This is a genomic window from Pedobacter sp. 22163, assembly GCF_052045595.1.
Classification (GTDB): domain Bacteria; phylum Bacteroidota; class Bacteroidia; order Sphingobacteriales; family Sphingobacteriaceae; genus Pedobacter.
Window position 1 is genome coordinate 1 of sequence record NZ_JBQEPM010000019.1, and the last position, 18,697, is coordinate 18,697.

Here is an 18,697-nt window from a genome sequence, read left to right on the forward strand (position 1 = left end):
GTATAAAAACCTTGACGATCTGTTAATGAGCCGCTACCGAGTTAGGTAATATTTGTATATTATTAATAGATAAAAATAAACTATAATTCCATTATACAAATCTAAAGGACGACCTTTCTTTAGGAATCTGTCAATTGTAACCATGTGAAGGACAAATAAGGTTATTTTTTTCATCGCAAATGCACACGGATATCAAGATCTGTGTGCATCCTTTTTAGCTGTGGTTAAAATTACTCCAACAGATTTAAAACCGATTTGCAACGAAACATTGCTACCTTTGCAGCAAAAGCCATTGAAGAAAATGGTTAAACCCAAAACACATGATTGAAATAGGAAAATACAACGAGTTAAGAATTTTAAGCAAAACAGAAGCTGGATTAAACTTAACCGATGGCGATAAACTGGTCATCCTGCCTTACCAATACGTTCCGAATGGCGTAGAAATTGGCGATAATATTACCGTTTTTGTTTTTGTACAAAAAGATGGCCGCTTAACCGGGACTACCCAGAAAGCTTATGCCGAAGTGGGCGATTTTGCTTTTTTGAAAGTGGTTTCTGATGGTGATGATGGCGTATTTATGGATCTTGGTATCGATAAAGATGTCTATGTACCGGATCGCGAGCAAAAGCGGCCGATGCAAAAAGGTTATAAATATGTAGTTTACTTATATTTAGACGAAAGTAACGATCGCCTGTTGGCTTCTTCTAAACTATACGATTTTGTTGAAGAAGATGGCTTCGATTTTGAAGAGGGCGACGAAGTAAGTTTATTGATTACCGAAGAAACCGATCTTGGCTTTAACGCCATTATCAACAATACTTATATCGGGTTGCTTTATAATAACGAGGTTTTTGATAATATCCAACCGGGCGAAATGCGCAAGGGCTGGATCAAGAAAATCCGGGTGGAGGGTAAGATCGATTTAACCCTACAGCCAAGTGGTTACGGCCATATTCTCGATTCGAAAGAGATGATGTTAAAAGAGCTAAAAAAGAGTGGTGGTGTAATTGAACTGGGCGATAAGAGTTCTCCTGAAGATATTTATCACCGTTTCCAGATCAGTAAAAGCGCCTTCAAAAAAACCATTGGCTCACTCTATAAGGAGCGTTTAATCGTACTTTCTGACGATTCGATCAGATTGATTACAGACGACGAAGCAGAATAAAAGCATCAGCCACGGAAACACAGGTTAACACGGAATACTTTTTCGCCATTTCCGTGCTTCCGTGGCAAAAATAATGAAAACTCCCTGCCAAAGGTGGCGACTAATCATGAGTAATCAAAAAACCGAACCTACAGATCTCTCCACTACGGTCGAGATGACGAAACTTGGTTAGCCACAGAAACACAGATTAACATTGTATAGATCTCCAATAAATTATTATACTCGCTATGATCGAGATAACGTGACCTTCTTTGTGCCTTCGTGCCTTGGTGGTAAAACCATATTCAAAGTGTTAAAAATCTAATTCAAATTAAACTTCTCGCTCTGAATTTTCACTGCATTTGAGGCCGAAACAATGGCCACGATCATAATTCCGATCACAATAGCCAAAATAACTTGCAAGGTAGAATATACTTTCGTTCCTGAAACGAAGATCTTGGAGCCTTTAATCAGATCATTACCCACTTTAGATTGTATTTTAATCAAGGCCGAAAGTTTAGTCAGTGTTTCATCAATAGCATTTTTTCCCGTCGACTTATAAATTATTCTTCCTTCAGCACCCGCCATGTTTATTATTTTCGCCTCCACTCCCTGTTGAACAGTTAATGCTTTTTTAAGGTCGTTTAAAAAACTTTTCTCCTGTTTTACCAATAAAGTATGTTCATATTTATTGACGATCGAATCTATTTTACGGTTGTGTTTATTCATTTTCACTATACCGGTTGAAGGCTGAACAGTACCGTCCCTGAATAATATTTCCTGAAGGATTTCATTTTTATAATATAGGTTTTCGGCAATAAAATATAAATCTGTCGCTGGAACAAGCCTATCATTGTACATCGAAATAAAAGATTCGTTAATCTTCTCTACACTTTTGTCTTCCAAAAAGCGGATCAACAAAGTGCAGCACATGATGCAGAAAAGCAGAAAAGCTATTTTTAGCTTGTTTTTAAGACTAAAGGCAAATTTCATATATAATTTGGTTTGTATGTTCGACCACAAAGGCGCAAAGTACACCAAGATAATTCAATCAGAGGAATCTCTCTATTCTGTGTAATCCTTAAATCTGTGTAATCACCTTCCTCTAAAAGTAATCCTCCTGCGCTGTCTTCGTGAAAAGCTGAGGCGCAAAATTGACTAAATATAACTCTTTTTTTGCTCGCGTTACAGCGGTGTATAACCAGCGGAGAAAATCGAGATCGATCATTTCTTCAGTAAGATAACCCTGATCAGCAAAAACAGCATCCCACTGTCCGCCCTGTGCTTTATGGCAGGTTACCGCATAAGCAAACTTAATTTGCAAGGCGTTGTAAAAAGGATCTGCCTTAATGGCCAGCATCCGTTGCCGTTTATTGGCAATATGCTCATAATCTTCATTGAGCCCGTCAAAAAGCTTTTTATTCTGCTCATAAGGCAGATTAGCACTTTCTAAATTGAGCGTATCCAACATTACTTTGCAGCTAATCTGCCCCGCAGCGGGGAAATCCATAAACTCTAAAGTGGCATCGGCAAAACGGAATCCATAACGTTCTTCTTCTCCCCTCACGCGAATTACCTTTGCCATATCGCCATTGGCAATAAAAGCAGTATCCTCGTTCTCCGGTAGCCAGAAATAATTGTTCCGCACCACCATAATCTGATCGCCGCCCGTTAACTCTTCTTCGCGGTACAACAACCTGGCTCTAATCTGCTGGTTATACACATTGGCCGATTTATTGGAACGGCAGACCACCAGGGTATTTTCAATTCCGAATTTGCGGTAAGCATACTCCAGTCCTTCTACCAAACGTGCACCGGCCATATTGTAAATATCGGTATAACTTTTAGTCAGGAATTTAGGCATCGGATTTTCAGGATTTTTAGCAATCTGATTTCTCAACATTGTAGCATTGGCCAAAATACCGGATTTCTTTCCTTGCCTAACCACCTCCTTTAACTCAACAGATGACACGGTTAAGGCAAATTTATCTTTGAGGTACTGTTCGTTCAATGCCGGGCTATCTAAACTCCCCACAGGAGGCAACTGTGCCGTATCGCCCACAAAAAGTAAAAAGCAATTTTTGGTATTGTACACAAACTCCAGCAGATCTCTTAATATTGAAGAACCTGTTTCGTTAAATTCATCGGCAATCATTGAGGCCTCGTCGATAATAAACAATGTATTTTCAGAGAGATTAGGCGCCAATTGAAACTGCATTTCGGGCGATGTTGCCGAGCGCTTGCGGTAAATCCTTTTATGTATGGTTAATGCTTTCCGGTATGAATACTGGCTCATTACTTTCGCTGCCCTTCCCGTTGGCGCAAGCAATTCACTACGCAAGTTAAATTGCTTCAAAACCTTCACCAAAGCCGCTACAGAGGTGGTTTTACCCGTACCAGCATACCCCTTGAGCACGAAACAGCGGTACTCATCATCCTGCTGCAAAAACACCGACATCCGCTCGCAAAAAAGCAATTGCTCCTTGGTTGGTGTATGTTCGTATGCTGAAGCTATAAGCTGACTTTTATCGGTTAACATGTATTGTTAAATTGTTTTATTGATAAATTGTTTTTGAAAAGCAGTTGCTTTGCTAATTTGTTCCGGCAGTCGGTCTTTCCGTTATGTCTTTTTTGTAAGTATCATACTGCGAAGAATCGTCATTTCCGACTCGATTGGAAATCGTAATGCAAGCGCTTTAAGATTCCCGTCTGCGGGAATGACGATTGCGCTACTTGAATCCGCCAATGGTACATTGTCGAAGTAACCTCAACAAAAAGGTATTCTCCTTTTACCCGAGCTAAACAATAAAGCAATGCAACAATTAAACAATTTTCGTTACAAAAGTAAGGTTTCGATGCGATGTGCCATTACCATATTTTGTTTTTTGCTATAGCTGAAAATGGTAAAATGGCCATCCTGAGAGGCTACCAAACCAATAGATTGCGGCTGATCGTTAACAAACTGGGCCACAGAAAAGTGCCTGGTCCCTCCGAGCTGTCCGGGATAAAGAATTTTATCTTCGCCACCAAGAATGGGTTCCGAAAATGCAATCTGTTCTACCGTTGGTTTGCCTTTAGCACGACCGATTTTTGCGCCAAAAGCAATCAGGTCAAATTCTTCGTTAATGATCGTAGCACCATCAACAGCTGTTAAACCTGCTAAATGCTCTACTTCGCGACGAACAGCCCCCTGCGAAAAAATTTCACTCTGGTTGCCGCTCTGTTTCGCCAGATTGGATAAACCACAGAATGGAGGTTTTACCAAATACTGTATCGGGTGGATAATGGATTCTTCCCATTTTGTATCGTCTTTTGGCACAATCAGCAAGGCCCCACCACGGCCATGGGCACGCATAGAAACCGAAAACTGGATCAAAATATTAATGGGATCGTTCCAACTGGCCAAAACAGTCAGATCTAATAAGGCCTGCAAAATAGGCGGACAATCTTTATTTGCACAACTCGTATCATCCACAATGCGGATCTGCTCTCCCTTAAGCACAGCAACATTGGTAAACTTACCTATGCCGTAAATCCTTCGGTGTTTAATTACGATTAATCCAGGTTCAGAAACATCAACAACAAAACAAAAGTTTGGAATATTGAGGGTTGTACCCCATATATAAAGTTCGCCATCCTCTTCCCAAACCCCTAAGTGAATCCCTGAACGTTCAATCCCAGGCGCAATTTTGGTTAAGGTATTGGCATTTAAGGCTAGCTTTTTTGCAAAGCGCAATGGTTTCGACGTTTGGTCCGGCGGTAAAAAAGCAATCGAAATCCGTGGCGAATGCCCCTCTTCCTTACGCAAGCTGCTCCAAAAAGCAACATCAATTATCGCTTCAATTATTTTTCGATCCGGTTGAGTAGCCAAATCTATCTCACCCTGTGCAATTGCATTTTTATGCAGTTTAACAAAATGTTGCTCAATAGTTGCTGCAATCGTGTTTGCCGCTTTATAGGTAGGCTTGTAACTCATGTTCCGAATTTAAGTCGAATATTTCGATTTTTGAATATCCGAAAGGTTTGATTTTGGTAAAAAAACACAGACATTCTTACCACAGATCTTCACAGATAAACACAGCTATTTTTGATGCTCTTTTAGCCGCAAAGCGCGCAGAGACAAGATTCACCACGAAGGCGCAAAGCACACAAAGTTGATTTCATATTTCTGGGCGAATATCAATTCACTTAGGTGTCTCGGTCGGTAAAAAATTCACCGGTCCACAAGTCGTTTAGTAAGCAAAAATGGCGAAGGGTTGTTTCCGTGGACTCCGTGTTTCCGTGGCAAAAGCTGAAGGACTACAAATCAAAACCAAAAAATTAACCTCATCTTACCGTTAATCCTCAAAAAAGTCTATTTTTGTTTCAATGAGTAACAATAGTCTCTTATTAGTCGACCCGAATTTTAAAGCTGATGCATCTGCAAACTGCCATTTATTGTTAAAAATAACAAATGACAGCTTTTCTTATGCTGTGGTAGGTAAGGATACAGAAGAGATTAATATCATTTTTGATAAACAAGGTTGTGAAGATGTACAGAAAGAACTGAAATCTGCCTTTGAAACCGATAGTTACCTATCATTAAACTATGCAACGGTAAAAGCAGCAATCCATACCTCAAATTTTATTTTTATCCCTGATGAATGGTTTGATGGTGAAAATCTATCCGTTTATGCTAAATATTTAGGTTCCGATGCTAAAGTTTACACTAAACACAATGATAATTTAGGTTTTAATACTGTTTTTTGTTTAGATGAGCATTTAAAATCAAACCTGCCTGAAAAAACAGATTTATTTCCACAGTCTGAACCATTAATGGTTTTATTTAATCATTTATCAGACGAATCTTTGTTAATCGATTTTACAGCAGTATCTTTCAATGTACTCTACATAAAAGATAAAAAGATAGTTTTTCAAAACCATTATCAATCAGAAAACGCTGAGGAGTTTAATTATTTCCTGTTGCTGATGATCGAACAACTGGGTTTAATTGATGCCGTTCCCGTTTATTTACAAGGCATTATAAACGAAGATGATGAGCATTATAATTGCTTGTTAAAATACTTTAACCAACTTTATTTCTTCTTTCCTGCTGGAAAACAAAATAGTGAATTATTGGCCGATATGCCAAAGCATTATTTCAGCGGTCTCCTTGCTTTAGATTTATGCGAATAATTGGTGGCAAATTAAAGGGTATCCGTTTGCAGCCCCCTGCAAATTTACCGGTACGCCCAACTACGGATATGGCCAAAGAGGCACTTTTCAATATCCTCAACAACAAATATGATTTCGAAACCTGCTCTGTTCTGGATTTATTCTGCGGCACCGGAAATTTAACTTTTGAGTTTGCCTCACGTGGTGCAGAAAGTATTTTAGCTGTTGATATGGATTACGGTTGCATAAACTGGGTTAAAAACACAGCAAAACAACACCACTTTGATCAGGTTGATGTACGTAAAGGCGATGTTTTCAAGTTATTAAAACAAATGACTGGTGCTTACGACCTGATCTTTGCCGATCCACCCTACAATATGCCCAACATTCCACAGATTCCGGTTATCATAAAGGAGCAACAATTGCTCAAGCCTGATGGCCTGTTAATTGTAGAACACCAAAGTAACATGAAACTGAACAGCCAGCCCGGTTACACCGAAACCAGAAAATACGGCAATTCATCGTTCAGTTTTTTTGAGTTATAGTGGTTCAATTTGTCATTAGTTCATTGGTTAATGGCGCATAATTATTTTATTTTTAGAAAGCGAGCACACAGTGCTTTGTGGCAGCCTTTGGTCCTGCTTTTCATTGCAAGTCCTCACCCGATAAAGGATCAGGTTCCGGGCTTTCCATTGCAATCAGGCTTAAAATGAGCAGCCTGCTCCAGTTATAGCGCCGTTGAATGTTCTAAATTTCTTAATGGTAAAAGATTAAGCGAGGTGCATTCCATGTAAATCCGTGCTTCCATGTCAAAAAATAACCTTCTTTGTGTTCTTAGTGTCTTTGTGGTAAATAATTTCGCCATAAAAATCTATATTTGAATCATGAAGATAGCGCTATTTCCAGGCTCATTTGATCCGATCACTATTGCTCACGTAAACATTTTGCAACGTGCCACACCACTTTTCGATAAAATTGTAGTGGGTATCGGACTAAACAGTTCTAAACAGAATTTCTTAAGTGCAGAGCAGCGTCTTCAGATTTTACAGACTGTTTTTAAAGGCTATCAGAATATCGAAATCCAAACTTACGAAGGTTTAACAGTAGATTTCTGCAGAAGAATTGATGCCAAATATATGGTACGCGGTATCCGTTCAGCATCCGATTTTGAATACGAAAGAGCCATCGCCCAGATCAACCAGACCATGATGCCCGAAGTAGAAACCATTTTACTGTTAAGCAAACCCGAATATTCGGCCATCAGCTCTACCATTGTGCGCGATATTTTAAGAAACCATGGCGATGTAAGTCCATTTGTACCCACAGAAGCACTTGGTTTTTTATGATGTGCTGTCAGGTGTTACCACCTGACTGATAGATGCATTTACACATATTTCTAACCTACGTTTATTTGTGTCAGATAGAAATATCTGACACCACGATCAAAAGATCGTCATTGCGGGGAGGCTTTTTCAGTCGACGAAGCAATCTTACAACGATCGCTACAGAGTGTGTGTTGTAAGATTCCTGCGCGGGAAAAACGACCAATCTGCTGGAATCCCATCTTTGTTCTTCCTCCTTTACTGTAGTTTAATATTATTTAAATTTAAAATGTAACGTTTTAAAGAATCGGTTACCAATGGGTTATATATTAAATGAAAGAAACAGAAAATACATTCCTCACCCTGATCAACCAGCACAAAGCCATTATACATAAGATTTCTAAAATGTATATGAACGGTGCTGAAGAACAGCGCGATCTGTTTCAGGAAATCGTATTACAGCTTTGGAAAGCCTACCCAACTTTTAAGGGCAACTCCAAATTTACGACATGGATGTACCGCGTATCCTTAAATACGGCATTAATTTACTTTAAGAAGGACAATAGAAAAGTAGATAAAGCACCTCTAGACGAAAATATTGATATAATAGATGTAAACGAGAACGAAGGAAAAGAAGAGAAACTGGCCTGTTTGTACACTGCCATGCAAGAGCTGACTGTAATAGAAAAAGCATTGATATTTCTCTTTCTCGAAAATCAATCCCATCGCGAAATTGCCGAAAACCTGGGCATTAGCGAGGTAAATGCACGGGTTAAACTGAACAGAACCAAAGAAAAATTACAATTCATCATAAAGAAAAACGGTTATGAATTTTGACGATATAAAAAATGAATGGAATGCTGAAAGTCCCGACGGAAGCAACATTTCTACCGATATGCTTAAAATAAAACAGGCACATACCCCAATTGATAAAATAAGGGCTAAAATGAAACACGAGTTTTTTTACCAGATTTTCTTTTTGGTACTCATGGCCTTTGTCCCTTACTTTTTTGGATTTTCATCGGTAATGAATCAGGTGTTTTTAATATTTTATGCCATCACCTGTGGATTTACCGCTTATTATTTTTTTAAGTTTTATCTGTTCTACAAAAACTCTTACGATATGAGTTTAGATACACGCAAAAACATCCTCTGGTTTTTCTACGAAATGAAACTTAACATCGAACTATATAAAGCCCTCACCTACATTGTTGCCTTTATCGGCGTCGCATTCATTGCAATTTATCTGTTTATAGAAAAGGCTTCAATTTTCAACAAAATTTTAGCTAATCTTTCATCTGTTTACATTTTATTAAACTGTTTTATTACCATTCTGATTATAGGCGTAATTACCGAATTATGGGCTTGGTATTACTATGGCAAGTATTTAAAGCAGGTTAAAAAAGTAGTTGATGAGTTGGATTATGAATAATGTGCAAGTCCGTAATATAAATATTAAATTGTCATCCTTAGGGTAATTTATTTTATAAAAATCAATATAAATGACATTTAATTATCGGTCGTCTGCGATATGTAATTCCCCTCTCTTAGAGGGGTATCCGCAGGACGGGGTGTTTTATTAGTCCTGGCCGGACAGGCTTCTTTCTTTTTGGTGTCAAAAAAGAAACAAAAAACACCGGCTGAAAATTTTTCTTTCGAAGCTAGTAGGTTGGCTTAGGCAGTGCAGCCCGAAAAATTTGTTAGGCCGGATTTAAGTGGAACGGAGATACCGTGCAATGGCCTAGCTGGATGGAAATACAAAAGCGATTAAAATACTGATTAATAGCGGTTTGCGAAATAACGTCAATGGTAGCCTGTCGAAGGACCTACTTAAATATCTTGGAGGCGTTTCGACAACTCAACGTGACAAACTCAATGGGATTTTTGTGTAGTCATATGTTAACTTCTGACTGTTAAAGCACCAATTCCTTAATTTTAGATAAACTTACATGTGTCAGATAGAAATATCTGACACCACAGCTAAACAAAAGATGCTGACCACGTAGTAGCTATTAGGCCATTAAAAACATAATAAACCGCTAATAAACAAGTTCAGCGGGACGATCTCTGGGTAGAACACTTATAGTATCCCTCCGGCCCTCAGCACATCCATAATTGATGGAAAAGTATTTTTAACTACTGGCGAAATGTGGTTTTTATCCAGCCAAACTGCTTCATCAATGCCTTCTTCCTTTTGAGGTACCAATTTGGGTTCACCTTTAACCTTCATTTTGTACCAATTGGTCTTCTTGATTACCATTTTTGTACCAATTGGGTAAACATGATAGGTTTTACAAAGTTTTTCCTCGCGTTTAAAAACCCTGATTCCGCACTCCTCTTCTACCTCACGAACAGCAGTTTCTTTCATTTTTTCACCTTCCTCTAACTTCCCTTTGGGCAGATCCCATTTTTTATTTCTAAAAATAAACAGAAAATTGCCATTTGCGCTCTCTACCAAACCACCAGCGGCTTTAATAATGGTGCAATCTTTCTTTAATTTTCTGAAGGTCTCCTGAGGATTTTTTGTCAAGAAAATATAGCTCTTTTTAGAACCATTTTTTAGTTTTTTGTAGAATGTTTGCAGATTAAAATCCTGAAATTCCAGTTGTTGAATTTTTTCTTTTTGCTCTGGCAAAAAATCTGAGATATACAAAGTGTTATCGTTGATATAAATTCTATAATTTCTTGGCATATATTTTTAACACACATTAAATAGAGAATGATGCTTTTTTATAGCAACCCACTCCTTTCCTGATTATATTTTAAAGAGTTCCTTCTCCGAAACCTATATATTTTTGCAATGCCCTAAAAGTAGAAAAATTGTTGAGTTATTTATAGGATATAAAAAAAGGTTACAACAATTAATGTTGTAACCTTATCTAAATTAACGCTCTCAATCAAAGATTGATGCAAGGCTCTCACCCCTTGCTTGCTACAAATATAGAATAATTTATTAAAGAGTGAAAAAAAAATAATATTTAATCAATGATGAACCTGTATAACCAAAAACATGCACACTAGAATGTAAAAAAATGGTTAGTTATCTGTATTGGAGCATTCAGCTAGAAAACAATGGCGAATAATTCCTGCAACGATGAATATTTTTTATAATTTTAACCTTTTAATCTGCCATGCCCATACCTTCATTATCCGAAACAGATCTGGAAGCATACCGAAATGATCTTTCTAACCCAGAAAAATCAACCGGAGCACTCTTTATCACATTAACCGGGCTTTATCAGCGTTTTGCCGGCAATGAACAGTTATTGGCGAATTTCGAGTACGCATCCGAACTTCATAGTTTGGAGAACAGTTATGCTTCAAAAAAAGAGCATTACAATAAAGAAATTGCAGAGCTTAAAAGGCAGTTTAAACAATTAGATAACCGTATTATTGCCGCAGAACAAAAGCTTCGTCATGGTATCCCCGACGATTTAATGGTTATGGATAAAATTATAGCCGAGCAAGAATCTATCGTAGAAGATCAGGAAAAGCTTAACAATGCCGAATCATACATCGTAGAGCAGGTTAGAATAATAGATATAGCGCATGGAAAAGACCTTCAGAAGCTAGAACAACAACAAAGCAATAGAAATACACCACTGAACAGTAAATTTTCTGCTTTTAATGAACAGATAAAACAAGCAGAAAAAAGCATTGCGCTAAAAGCAAGTGCAATCTCGGTTATTGCCATTATCGGCATTCCTTTAATAATTGATATGGTTATGGTTTGGTTAGGGCTTCCCGCCTTAAGCAAGAATACCAATAACCTGATTTTTACGCATTATATCTTTTTAATCACATTGATCCTGGTTGAATTGTTCCTGGCCGAAAAGATCAGAAGCAGGATTTCTCAGATGTTATCCATCTCTTACCTTAAAGATTCGCTAGCTACGCTCCAAAATCTGCTGTTGGATAACAAAAAACAGATTTCCAAAGTAGAATCTGATCATAACATTTCCATATCAGAATTTGTAAAGCAAAATTATACGACTTAGGAAATTAATTTGTCTGATAAACAAATAGGGGTCTAGAAACCTTTTCAGCCCTAAACCCCTCATTGTTAATTATCTGATATTTAGATCTACAGCGTAGCCATATCAATCACAAAACGGTAACGTACATCGCCTTTTTCCATACGTTCGTAAGCATGGTGGATATCTTTCATATCAATCATTTCGATATCTGATACGATATTGTTCTCTGCACAGAAGTCTAACATTTCCTGAGTTTCAGCAATCCCACCAATACCCGATCCGGCAAGACTTTTTCTACCACCAAGCAAACTAAAAGCAGCAATTTCTGCCGGTTTAGGTGGAACACCTACGCAAATGTGTATACCATTTGTTCTCAATAAAGAAAGATACATATTAAAATCGTGCTCAGCAGATACGGTATCTAAAATAAAATCGAACGTACCCCTGGCAGCTTTAACCTGCGCAGGATCGGTTGTTACCACAAAGTGGTGGGCACCCAGTTTTTTGGCATCCTCTTCTTTCTTTGGCGAGGTACTCAATACCGTTACTTCGGCACCAAAAGCTACACCAAATTTCACGGCCATATGGCCTAAACCACCTAAACCAAGTACAGCCAATTTATGGCCTTTTCCTACTTTCCAGTGTTTTAGAGGAGAATAAGTGGTAATACCTGCACATAAAAGCGGCGCTACGGCAGCAAGATTTAATTTATCCGACACATGGAGTACAAATTCTTCTCTTACTACAATCGTATCCGAATATCCACCATAAGTTGGTGTTTTACCATCTCTTTCTAAACCATTGTACGTTTGCGTATTTCCTTCCAAACAATATTGTTCTAAATCTTGCTTACAGTTTTCGCAAACCTGGCAAGAATCTACCATACAACCGGTACCGGCAAGATCACCAACCTTAAATTTTTTAACATGATCTCCAACCTTTGTTACCCTGCCTACAATTTCATGGCCAGGAACCATTGGGAATATCCCCGGAAACCAATCGTTTTTTATCTGGTGCAGATCTGAGTGGCAAACCCCACAGAAAAGTATCTCGAACTGAACATCATGAGGTCCTACTTCCCGGCGCTCAAAATTCCAGGGTGCAAGATCAGTTTCGGCATTTTGTGCCGCATATCCTTTTGTTGCTATCATAAAAATTCAAATTAATTTTACCTTAACAAAGGTATACACCGCTTTGCTAAGAACAATTACACAAATCAAATAAATCATTGCAAAATTCAAACAATGCTGTTACAACATCAGGCCATTTAGCAAGGCGTATTGAAGGAGCATAATCGTTTTCCCATCTTTTATTTCACCACTTTTTATCATCTCCAGGGCATTTTCAAACGGTAATTCTAATACCTCGATATATTCGTTTTCTTCTTTCAGTCCGCCTCCGTTATGCAATTTCATTTCACTTGAATATGCAGCAACGAAAAAGTATAAAAGCTCGGTAACCGAACCCGGAGACATATAGGCTTCGAAAACTTTTTCTACATGATCAATCCTAAACCCGGTTTCTTCTTCGGTCTCTCTTCTGATACAATCTTCGGCATTATCTTTATCCAACAATCCGGCACAACATTCAATCAGGTAACCCGTCTCATTTCCGTTGATAAATGTCGGAATCCTGAACTGGCGTGTAAGCACAACTGTTTTATATTCTTTATTGTACAATAAAATTGTGGCGCCATTTCCCCTGTCGTACGCCTCTCGCTCCAGAATAGATTTAGCCCCATCCAGCCTTGTCATTTCGAAACTCACTTTCTTCAAAGTGTACCAATTATCTGAAAGTATTTGTGTGTTAAGGATATTAATATTTTCCATAAATGATTATTTTTGATTGATTATGATTATTTTTGATCGAATTAACTGATTATATATGACATTTCAAAAAAGAGCACATAAAATCTTGCAACTTCTAGAGGAGTTTGGCGAAGTTGATATTCGGCAGTTGGCATTAGAAATAGGTGTTTCTGAAGTTACCGTAAGAAGGGATCTTGCAAATATGGCAGCCAGCGGGCTGCTGTACCGTACACATGGTGGGGCAATGAAAGTAAGTGAGTTAATAAAGCCAGTATCATTTGTTAACAAAGCAGCTGTTAATTTTAAAGCTAAAGATGCTATTTGTAAAGGGGCAGCAGAAGATATTAATGATGGAGATATCATATTCATTGATTGTGGAAGTACGGCCTTTAGGTTATGCCAGTTCATCAAAAACAAAAAAATAAAGGTAATTACCAACTCCCTGCCTGTAGTTAACGAGTTACAGAATAGTGCCGTAACCATTAACCTGATTGGTGGTGAAGTTGATCCAATCAGGCAGGCTGTTCATGGAACAATTGCTACTGAACACATTGCCCGATACCACGCCTCGAAAGCCTTTCTGGGTGCAGATGGGATTACCTGCGATGGATTATATGCTGGTAGTGAATACGAAGCTTCAAATACTTTAGCTATGGCATCACAAAGTGATCAGACTTACCTACTTTGCGACACCGGCAAAATAGGAAAAACATCGTATTTAAAGTTTGATGATTTATCACTGGTAGATATTTTGGTTACAGACTATAATGGACCTGAAATAATAGAATTTCAGTCAAAAGGGATCTTAGTACTTTCAGTAAAGGTATAAAACTGGAAAATAACAGGCTGGACATAGAGAAGTTAAATATGAATCTGGTACGCGGTTCGTTCAATCAATTGGATTTTACTTAATGCAGCCAATTTCAATGAATGTTTCAGAAAGTTAACAACATGATAATTATAATATAATAGACTTAATTTTAGGCACTACTATTCTTTATCCCGTTGATTTACAAGGAGTAACAAGAAATAGCTTTTACCTCCCATCAAAATTTCCGATATTTGTAGCATTTGGAAGTCGTGATTAAATTCAAATCCCGACATTTTCTTCCCTCGCTAAAACAAGTGAGGCTTAATAAATGTTATGACAAACACAAATAAATCTGTAATTTTGAGCCATGTATAATAAAAGTGATATTGAATTAAAGGTAGCGGAATTTTTATTACAGATAAAAGCAATCAAATTACAACCAAATAATCCTTTTACCTGGGCATCTGGTTGGAAATCGCCAATTTATTGCGACAACAGAATTACCCTTTCCCACCCTCAGGTTAGAACTTACATCCGTCAGAAACTTGCACAGGCCATTCAGGAAGAGTTTGGTTCGGTAGATGTTATTGCTGGTGTGGCAACCGCTGGAATTCCTCAAGGTGTTTTAGTAGCTCAAGAACTTGGTTTACCATTTATCTACGTAAGAGCAAAGGCTAAAGAACATGGCACTGGAAGTTTAATTGAAGGCGAAGTGGTAGAAGGTCAACGTGTAGTAGTTATCGAAGATTTAATTTCAACCGGAAAAAGCAGTCTACAAGCTGTTGATGCACTAAGAACTGCAGGTTTATCGGTAGCTGGTTTAGCAGCAATTTTCACTTATGGTTTCGAAAAAGCAGACGAAAATTTCGCAGCTGCAAAATGTCGTTACTTAACCTTATCAAACTATGGCGCTTTAATCGATTATGCTGCCGAGCACAGCATTATTGCCAAAAGTGATATGGAATTATTAAGTAAATGGCGTTTAAACCCTTCAGAATGGGGACAAGGACAAGTTTTGAGTTCAGAGTCTTAAGTTTTGAGTAAAAAACAAAAATCTAAAAAATATATAATGACTGTTATTGAAAGCACAGTAGAGGTAAATAGACCAGCTGCAGAGGTTTATGCATTTCTATCCAATATGAACAATCATCAGCAACTGATGCCAGAAAATATCTATAACTGGGAATCTACTGAAGATGATGCACGGTTTACCATCCAAAATATGGCAAAATTGGCCATTAAGATTTCGAGCCGTATCGAAAATCAGGAAATAACAGCAATTCCTAGTGAAAAAGCACCTTTTGATGTAGAGTTAAAGTGGACAGTGGCAGATAATGGAAACGGAACAACTACAGCTAAACACATTATCTCAGCCGATCTGAACATGATGATGAAGATGTTGGCATCTGGTCCACTACAAAAACTGGCCGATCACCAAACGGAAAAACTGAAAGAAATTTTAGGATAAAAAGTGGTACAAAGATTTAATGATTGCACAGATACAAAGACGAGTTAAAGCTCGTCTTTTTTTATGCGTAAAAATTCCATTGCGTTCTCTTATCAGCACATTATTTTAATACCTTAGTTTCGAATAACCTTTAAACTATGAACCTCAGACTTCTTCAGGTAACTGCTTTATTTTTTGCCCTTGCTCCTGTTTCCAAAACGCTTGCTCAATCGCTTACCGCTTTAAAAACCGAGTATTTAATTAACCCGATCGGCTTAGACAATCCAAATCCGCGTTTTACATGGCAAATGAACGATACCAGCCAGGGAGCCAAACAAACAGCCTACCGCGTTATGGTAGATACCGATTCGGCTTCGCTTGTTAAAACCAGTGCAAAACTTTGGAATACAGGCTGGGTTAAATCAGGTGATAATTTGGTTGTTTATTCGGGCCAGTTACTAAAACCTTTTACTAAATATTATTGGCGGGTTGATATTGCTGATGGAGGCCAAAAGAAATCAAACCAGGTGTATATCGCCAGCTTCGAAACCGGGATGATGAAAATGGAAAACTGGCAAGGCGCATGGATTTCGGATAATGAAAATACCAAGCTTAAACCTGCTCCCTATTTCCGAAATACATTTACCACAACTAAAAAAATCAGATCGGCCAGGGCTTACATCGCTGCAGCTGGCTTGTATGAACTCTCCATCAACGGCAAAAAAATCGGCAACCATCGCATGGACCCGATGTATACCCGCTTTGATAGACGAACATTATACGTTACCTACGATGTAACCAAGGCCATAAGCAAAGGCAAAAATGCTATTGGTGTATTGCTGGGCAACGGATGGTACAACCACCAATCGACCGCAGTTTGGTATTTCGACCGTGCGCCCTGGCGCAATAGGCCAACCTTTTGTCTCGATGTACGCATTACTTATGAAGATGGCACAACCGAAACCATTAAATCGGGTAAGGAATGGAAAACAGCATTGAGCCCGATTATTTTTAATAGTATTTATACCGCAGAGCATTATGATGCCGGCATGGAAAAAACAGGCTGGAACACACCAGATTTTGACGATACAGATTGGAAAAATGTAATGTACCGTTCTGCACCATCTAAAAATATTGTCGCACAGGCCATGCACCCTATCCGCAATGTTGAAGAAATAGCAAGTAAAAGTTTAAGAAAGTTTAACGACACCACTTATCTTTTCGATCTGGGCAGGAATATTTCAGGCGTAAGCAAAATCACGGTAAACGGACCGGCCGGAACTGTTATAAAACTGAAACATGGCGAGCGTTTATATACCAACGGACATGTAGACATTTCCAATATTGATGCCCATTACCGGCCAACTGATAATACTGACCCATTCCAAACCGATATTTTGATTTTAAATGGAAAAGGTGAACAAAGTTTCATGCCCCATTTTAATTATAAGGGTTTCCAATATATAGAAGTGAGCAGCTCCGCTCCCATCCAACTAAAAAAAGAAGATTTGGTAGGCTATTTTATGCACAGTGATGTTCCAGTTGTTGGTGATGTTAAATCTTCAGAGCCGATCATCAATAAAATCTATTACGCTACCAACAATTCTTACCTATCAAATCTTTTTGGCTACCCTACAGATTGTCCGCAGAGAGAGAAAAATGGCTGGACAGGCGACGCACAGATTGCGATAGAAACCGGTCTATATGGCTTTGATGCTATTACCATTTACGAAAAATGGCTTGCCGATCACCGGGATGAACAACAGCCAAATGGTGTTTTACCTTCCATTATCCCTACCGATGGCTGGGGTTATGAATGGGGCAACGGCCCCGATTGGACCAGTACAATTGCCATTATTCCATGGAATGTTTACCTGTTTTATGGAGACAAAAAATTGCTTGCCGATTGTTACGGAAATATTAGAAAATACGTGAACCATATTGACGAAACGTATCCGACAGGTTTAACCACATGGGGTTTGGGCGATTGGATCCCAGTGAAATCTAAATCTCCTGTTGAGCTTACCTCTACCTGTTATTATTATGCTGATGTAGTTATTTTAGCCAAGGCGGCAAAAATTTTAGGTAAAAACGATGACTACGAAAAGTACACAGCTTTGGCCAAAAAAATTAAAGATGCTTTTAATACCAAATATCTGAATAAAGAAAAAGGGATTTATGGTTCTGGCGTACAGACCGAAATGAGTGTTCCGCTCTATTGGAAAATTGTTCCGGAAGAATCAGTTGCCTTAGTGGCCCAAAATTTAGCCAAACGTGTAGAGGCTGACGGTTTCCACTTAGATGTTGGATTATTGGGAACTAAAGCCATTTTAAATGCGCTGAGCGAAAATGGTTACAGTGATATTGCCTACAAAGTTGCCGCTCAAAAAACCTATCCAAGCTGGGGCTGGTGGATGGAAAACGGAGCCACCACTTTATACGAGAACTGGCCCATTGATGCAAAATCGGATATATCGATGAACCACATTATGTTTGGGGAAATTGGTGCCTGGTTATATAAATCGCCTGGTGGTATTAAACCAGATGAAAAACAGCCAGGCTTTAAACATATAATTTTGGATCCACACATTATGGCAGGCCTAAATTCTTTTGAGGCCAGTCATATTGGTCCATATGGTAAAATTGTAAGTGCATGGAAAAGAGTTAATAATGGAATCAGGTACGATATTACCATTCCTGCAAATTCTACAGCCACTATTAACCTCCCACTTACGCCTGGCATGGATAATTATGTAAACGGTAAAATAAACAACATTGGGAAGATAGATTTAGCAGCTGGTAAGTATGTAATTGAACATAAAGGCCGAAAATAATCCAGTTCCGGAGATACCGTCATTGCGAGAAGGCTTTTTCAGCCGACGAAGCAATCTTACAACGATCGCTACTAGCGTGAGCATTAAGATTGCTTCGTTCCTCGCAATGATTGTTATGACTAATCCAAGTTTTATGCTGCTATTTTATAGTTGTTTTTATAATTAGTTTTACTTTTAATGACGGCTGCTACTCTAAGCA

The 18,697-nt window shown here is 38.4% G+C and carries 17 protein-coding genes; 11 read left to right on the plus strand and 6 right to left on the minus strand.

Going from position 1 to position 18,697, the window contains the following annotated elements; all coding sequences use genetic code 11:
- Nucleotides 1-320: 320 nt before the first annotated feature.
- A complete protein-coding gene (locus ACTJKN_RS27080; RefSeq protein WP_116250690.1) occupies nt 321-1,166 on the plus strand; it encodes a CvfB family protein in 846 nt (281 codons plus the stop codon).
- Between the two features lie 300 nt (nt 1,167-1,466).
- On the opposite strand, the gene ACTJKN_RS27085 is transcribed toward ACTJKN_RS27080, so the two are convergent.
- The 3 genes from ACTJKN_RS27085 to ACTJKN_RS27095 form a co-directional block, all read right to left on the minus strand.
- Nucleotides 1,467-2,138, minus strand: a complete 672-nt coding sequence (locus tag ACTJKN_RS27085) for an MCP four helix bundle domain-containing protein (RefSeq protein ID WP_440828735.1) — start codon at nt 2,136-2,138, stop codon at nt 1,467-1,469.
- A 112-nt stretch (nt 2,139-2,250) separates the two neighbouring features.
- Entirely contained in the window at nt 2,251-3,684 is a 1,434-nt protein-coding gene (locus ACTJKN_RS27090; RefSeq protein ID WP_440828736.1) for an ATP-dependent DNA helicase, read from the minus strand.
- Nucleotides 3,685-3,981: 297 nt separating this feature from the next.
- Entirely contained in the window at nt 3,982-5,121 is a 1,140-nt protein-coding gene (locus tag ACTJKN_RS27095; protein ID WP_440828737.1) for a putative sensor domain DACNV-containing protein, read from the minus strand.
- 392 nt (nt 5,122-5,513) lie between these two features.
- Between ACTJKN_RS27095 and ACTJKN_RS27100 the strand changes: the two genes are divergently transcribed.
- The 5 genes from ACTJKN_RS27100 (at nt 5,514) to ACTJKN_RS27120 (ending at nt 9,053) form a co-directional block, all read left to right on the plus strand.
- Nucleotides 5,514-6,320 (plus strand): DUF3822 family protein, encoded by an 807-nt coding sequence (locus ACTJKN_RS27100; protein WP_440828738.1) that lies wholly within the window; start codon nt 5,514-5,516, stop codon nt 6,318-6,320.
- Nucleotides 6,311-6,844, plus strand: coding sequence for a 16S rRNA (guanine(966)-N(2))-methyltransferase RsmD (rsmD, locus tag ACTJKN_RS27105; RefSeq protein WP_440828739.1), 534 nt, complete (start codon nt 6,311-6,313; stop codon nt 6,842-6,844). Before ACTJKN_RS27100 ends, rsmD begins: the two co-directional genes overlap by 10 nt.
- Before the next feature lie 339 nt (nt 6,845-7,183).
- Nucleotides 7,184-7,645 carry a pantetheine-phosphate adenylyltransferase gene (gene coaD, locus ACTJKN_RS27110; protein ID WP_440828740.1) on the plus strand — a complete coding sequence of 154 codons (462 nt, stop codon included), beginning with the start codon at nt 7,184-7,186 and terminating at the stop codon, nt 7,643-7,645.
- Nucleotides 7,646-7,954: 309 nt separating this feature from the next.
- On the plus strand, nt 7,955-8,458 hold the full coding sequence (locus ACTJKN_RS27115) for an RNA polymerase sigma factor (protein WP_440828741.1): 504 nt from the start codon (nt 7,955-7,957) through the stop codon (nt 8,456-8,458).
- The gene (locus ACTJKN_RS27120) at nt 8,448-9,053 is read left to right on the plus strand and encodes a hypothetical protein (protein ID WP_440828742.1); all 606 of its coding nucleotides are present in this window, start codon (nt 8,448-8,450) and stop codon (nt 9,051-9,053) included. The genes ACTJKN_RS27115 and ACTJKN_RS27120 overlap by 11 nt, the downstream gene beginning before the upstream one ends.
- A gap of 648 nt (nt 9,054-9,701) precedes the next feature.
- Here ACTJKN_RS27120 and ACTJKN_RS27125 read toward each other — a convergent pair.
- Entirely contained in the window at nt 9,702-10,313 is a 612-nt protein-coding gene (locus tag ACTJKN_RS27125) for an NUDIX hydrolase (protein ID WP_230145205.1), read from the minus strand.
- Nucleotides 10,314-10,752: 439 nt separating this feature from the next.
- Here ACTJKN_RS27125 and ACTJKN_RS27130 point away from each other — a divergent pair, with 439 nt between their 5' ends.
- A complete protein-coding gene (locus ACTJKN_RS27130; RefSeq protein WP_440828743.1) occupies nt 10,753-11,619 on the plus strand; it encodes a hypothetical protein in 867 nt (288 codons plus the stop codon).
- Nucleotides 11,620-11,705: 86 nt separating this feature from the next.
- Here ACTJKN_RS27130 and ACTJKN_RS27135 read toward each other — a convergent pair whose 3' ends face one another.
- Both ACTJKN_RS27135 and nudK read right to left on the minus strand, forming a co-directional pair.
- On the minus strand, nt 11,706-12,749 hold the full coding sequence (locus tag ACTJKN_RS27135; protein WP_131029755.1) for an NAD(P)-dependent alcohol dehydrogenase: 1,044 nt from the start codon (nt 12,747-12,749) through the stop codon (nt 11,706-11,708).
- A 99-nt stretch (nt 12,750-12,848) separates the two neighbouring features.
- Nucleotides 12,849-13,427 carry a GDP-mannose pyrophosphatase NudK gene (gene nudK, locus ACTJKN_RS27140; RefSeq protein ID WP_440828744.1) on the minus strand — a complete coding sequence of 193 codons (579 nt, stop codon included), beginning with the start codon at nt 13,425-13,427 and terminating at the stop codon, nt 12,849-12,851.
- 55 nt (nt 13,428-13,482) lie between these two features.
- Here nudK and ACTJKN_RS27145 point away from each other — a divergent pair, with 55 nt between their 5' ends.
- The 4 genes from ACTJKN_RS27145 (at nt 13,483) to ACTJKN_RS27160 (ending at nt 18,498) form a co-directional block, all read left to right on the plus strand.
- Nucleotides 13,483-14,235 carry a DeoR/GlpR family DNA-binding transcription regulator gene (locus ACTJKN_RS27145; protein WP_440828745.1) on the plus strand — a complete coding sequence of 251 codons (753 nt, stop codon included), beginning with the start codon at nt 13,483-13,485 and terminating at the stop codon, nt 14,233-14,235.
- A 349-nt stretch (nt 14,236-14,584) separates the two neighbouring features.
- Entirely contained in the window at nt 14,585-15,250 is a 666-nt protein-coding gene (gene pyrE, locus ACTJKN_RS27150) for an orotate phosphoribosyltransferase (protein ID WP_440828746.1), read from the plus strand.
- A gap of 36 nt (nt 15,251-15,286) precedes the next feature.
- Nucleotides 15,287-15,685 carry an SRPBCC family protein gene (locus tag ACTJKN_RS27155; protein ID WP_440828747.1) on the plus strand — a complete coding sequence of 133 codons (399 nt, stop codon included), beginning with the start codon at nt 15,287-15,289 and terminating at the stop codon, nt 15,683-15,685.
- Between the two features lie 137 nt (nt 15,686-15,822).
- The gene (locus ACTJKN_RS27160) at nt 15,823-18,498 is read left to right on the plus strand and encodes a family 78 glycoside hydrolase catalytic domain (RefSeq protein ID WP_440828748.1); all 2,676 of its coding nucleotides are present in this window, start codon (nt 15,823-15,825) and stop codon (nt 18,496-18,498) included.
- Nucleotides 18,499-18,697: the final 199 nt, after the last annotated feature.

What these genes read in the sequence shown, in the direction of transcription:
- ACTJKN_RS27135 (WP_131029755.1), bottom strand. Translation starts at nt 12,749, where the DNA reads ATGATAGCAACAAAAGGATATGCGGCACAAAATGCCGAAACTGATCTT.
- nudK (WP_440828744.1), bottom strand. Translation starts at nt 13,427, where the DNA reads ATGGAAAATATTAATATCCTTAACACACAAATACTTTCAGATAATTGG.
- pyrE (WP_440828746.1), top strand. Translation starts at nt 14,585, where the DNA reads ATGTATAATAAAAGTGATATTGAATTAAAGGTAGCGGAATTTTTATTA.
- ACTJKN_RS27130 (WP_440828743.1), top strand. Translation starts at nt 10,753, where the DNA reads ATGCCCATACCTTCATTATCCGAAACAGATCTGGAAGCATACCGAAAT.
- ACTJKN_RS27100 (WP_440828738.1), top strand. Translation starts at nt 5,514, where the DNA reads ATGAGTAACAATAGTCTCTTATTAGTCGACCCGAATTTTAAAGCTGAT.
- ACTJKN_RS27115 (WP_440828741.1), top strand. Translation starts at nt 7,955, where the DNA reads ATGAAAGAAACAGAAAATACATTCCTCACCCTGATCAACCAGCACAAA.
- coaD (WP_440828740.1), top strand. Translation starts at nt 7,184, where the DNA reads ATGAAGATAGCGCTATTTCCAGGCTCATTTGATCCGATCACTATTGCT.
- ACTJKN_RS27085 (WP_440828735.1), bottom strand. Translation starts at nt 2,138, where the DNA reads ATGAAATTTGCCTTTAGTCTTAAAAACAAGCTAAAAATAGCTTTTCTG.
- ACTJKN_RS27160 (WP_440828748.1), top strand. Translation starts at nt 15,823, where the DNA reads ATGAACCTCAGACTTCTTCAGGTAACTGCTTTATTTTTTGCCCTTGCT.
- ACTJKN_RS27125 (WP_230145205.1), bottom strand. Translation starts at nt 10,313, where the DNA reads ATGCCAAGAAATTATAGAATTTATATCAACGATAACACTTTGTATATC.
- ACTJKN_RS27090 (WP_440828736.1), bottom strand. Translation starts at nt 3,684, where the DNA reads ATGTTAACCGATAAAAGTCAGCTTATAGCTTCAGCATACGAACATACA.
- ACTJKN_RS27080 (WP_116250690.1), top strand. Translation starts at nt 321, where the DNA reads ATGATTGAAATAGGAAAATACAACGAGTTAAGAATTTTAAGCAAAACA.
- ACTJKN_RS27095 (WP_440828737.1), bottom strand. Translation starts at nt 5,121, where the DNA reads ATGAGTTACAAGCCTACCTATAAAGCGGCAAACACGATTGCAGCAACT.
- ACTJKN_RS27145 (WP_440828745.1), top strand. Translation starts at nt 13,483, where the DNA reads ATGACATTTCAAAAAAGAGCACATAAAATCTTGCAACTTCTAGAGGAG.
- rsmD (WP_440828739.1), top strand. Translation starts at nt 6,311, where the DNA reads ATGCGAATAATTGGTGGCAAATTAAAGGGTATCCGTTTGCAGCCCCCT.
- ACTJKN_RS27120 (WP_440828742.1), top strand. Translation starts at nt 8,448, where the DNA reads ATGAATTTTGACGATATAAAAAATGAATGGAATGCTGAAAGTCCCGAC.
- ACTJKN_RS27155 (WP_440828747.1), top strand. Translation starts at nt 15,287, where the DNA reads ATGACTGTTATTGAAAGCACAGTAGAGGTAAATAGACCAGCTGCAGAG.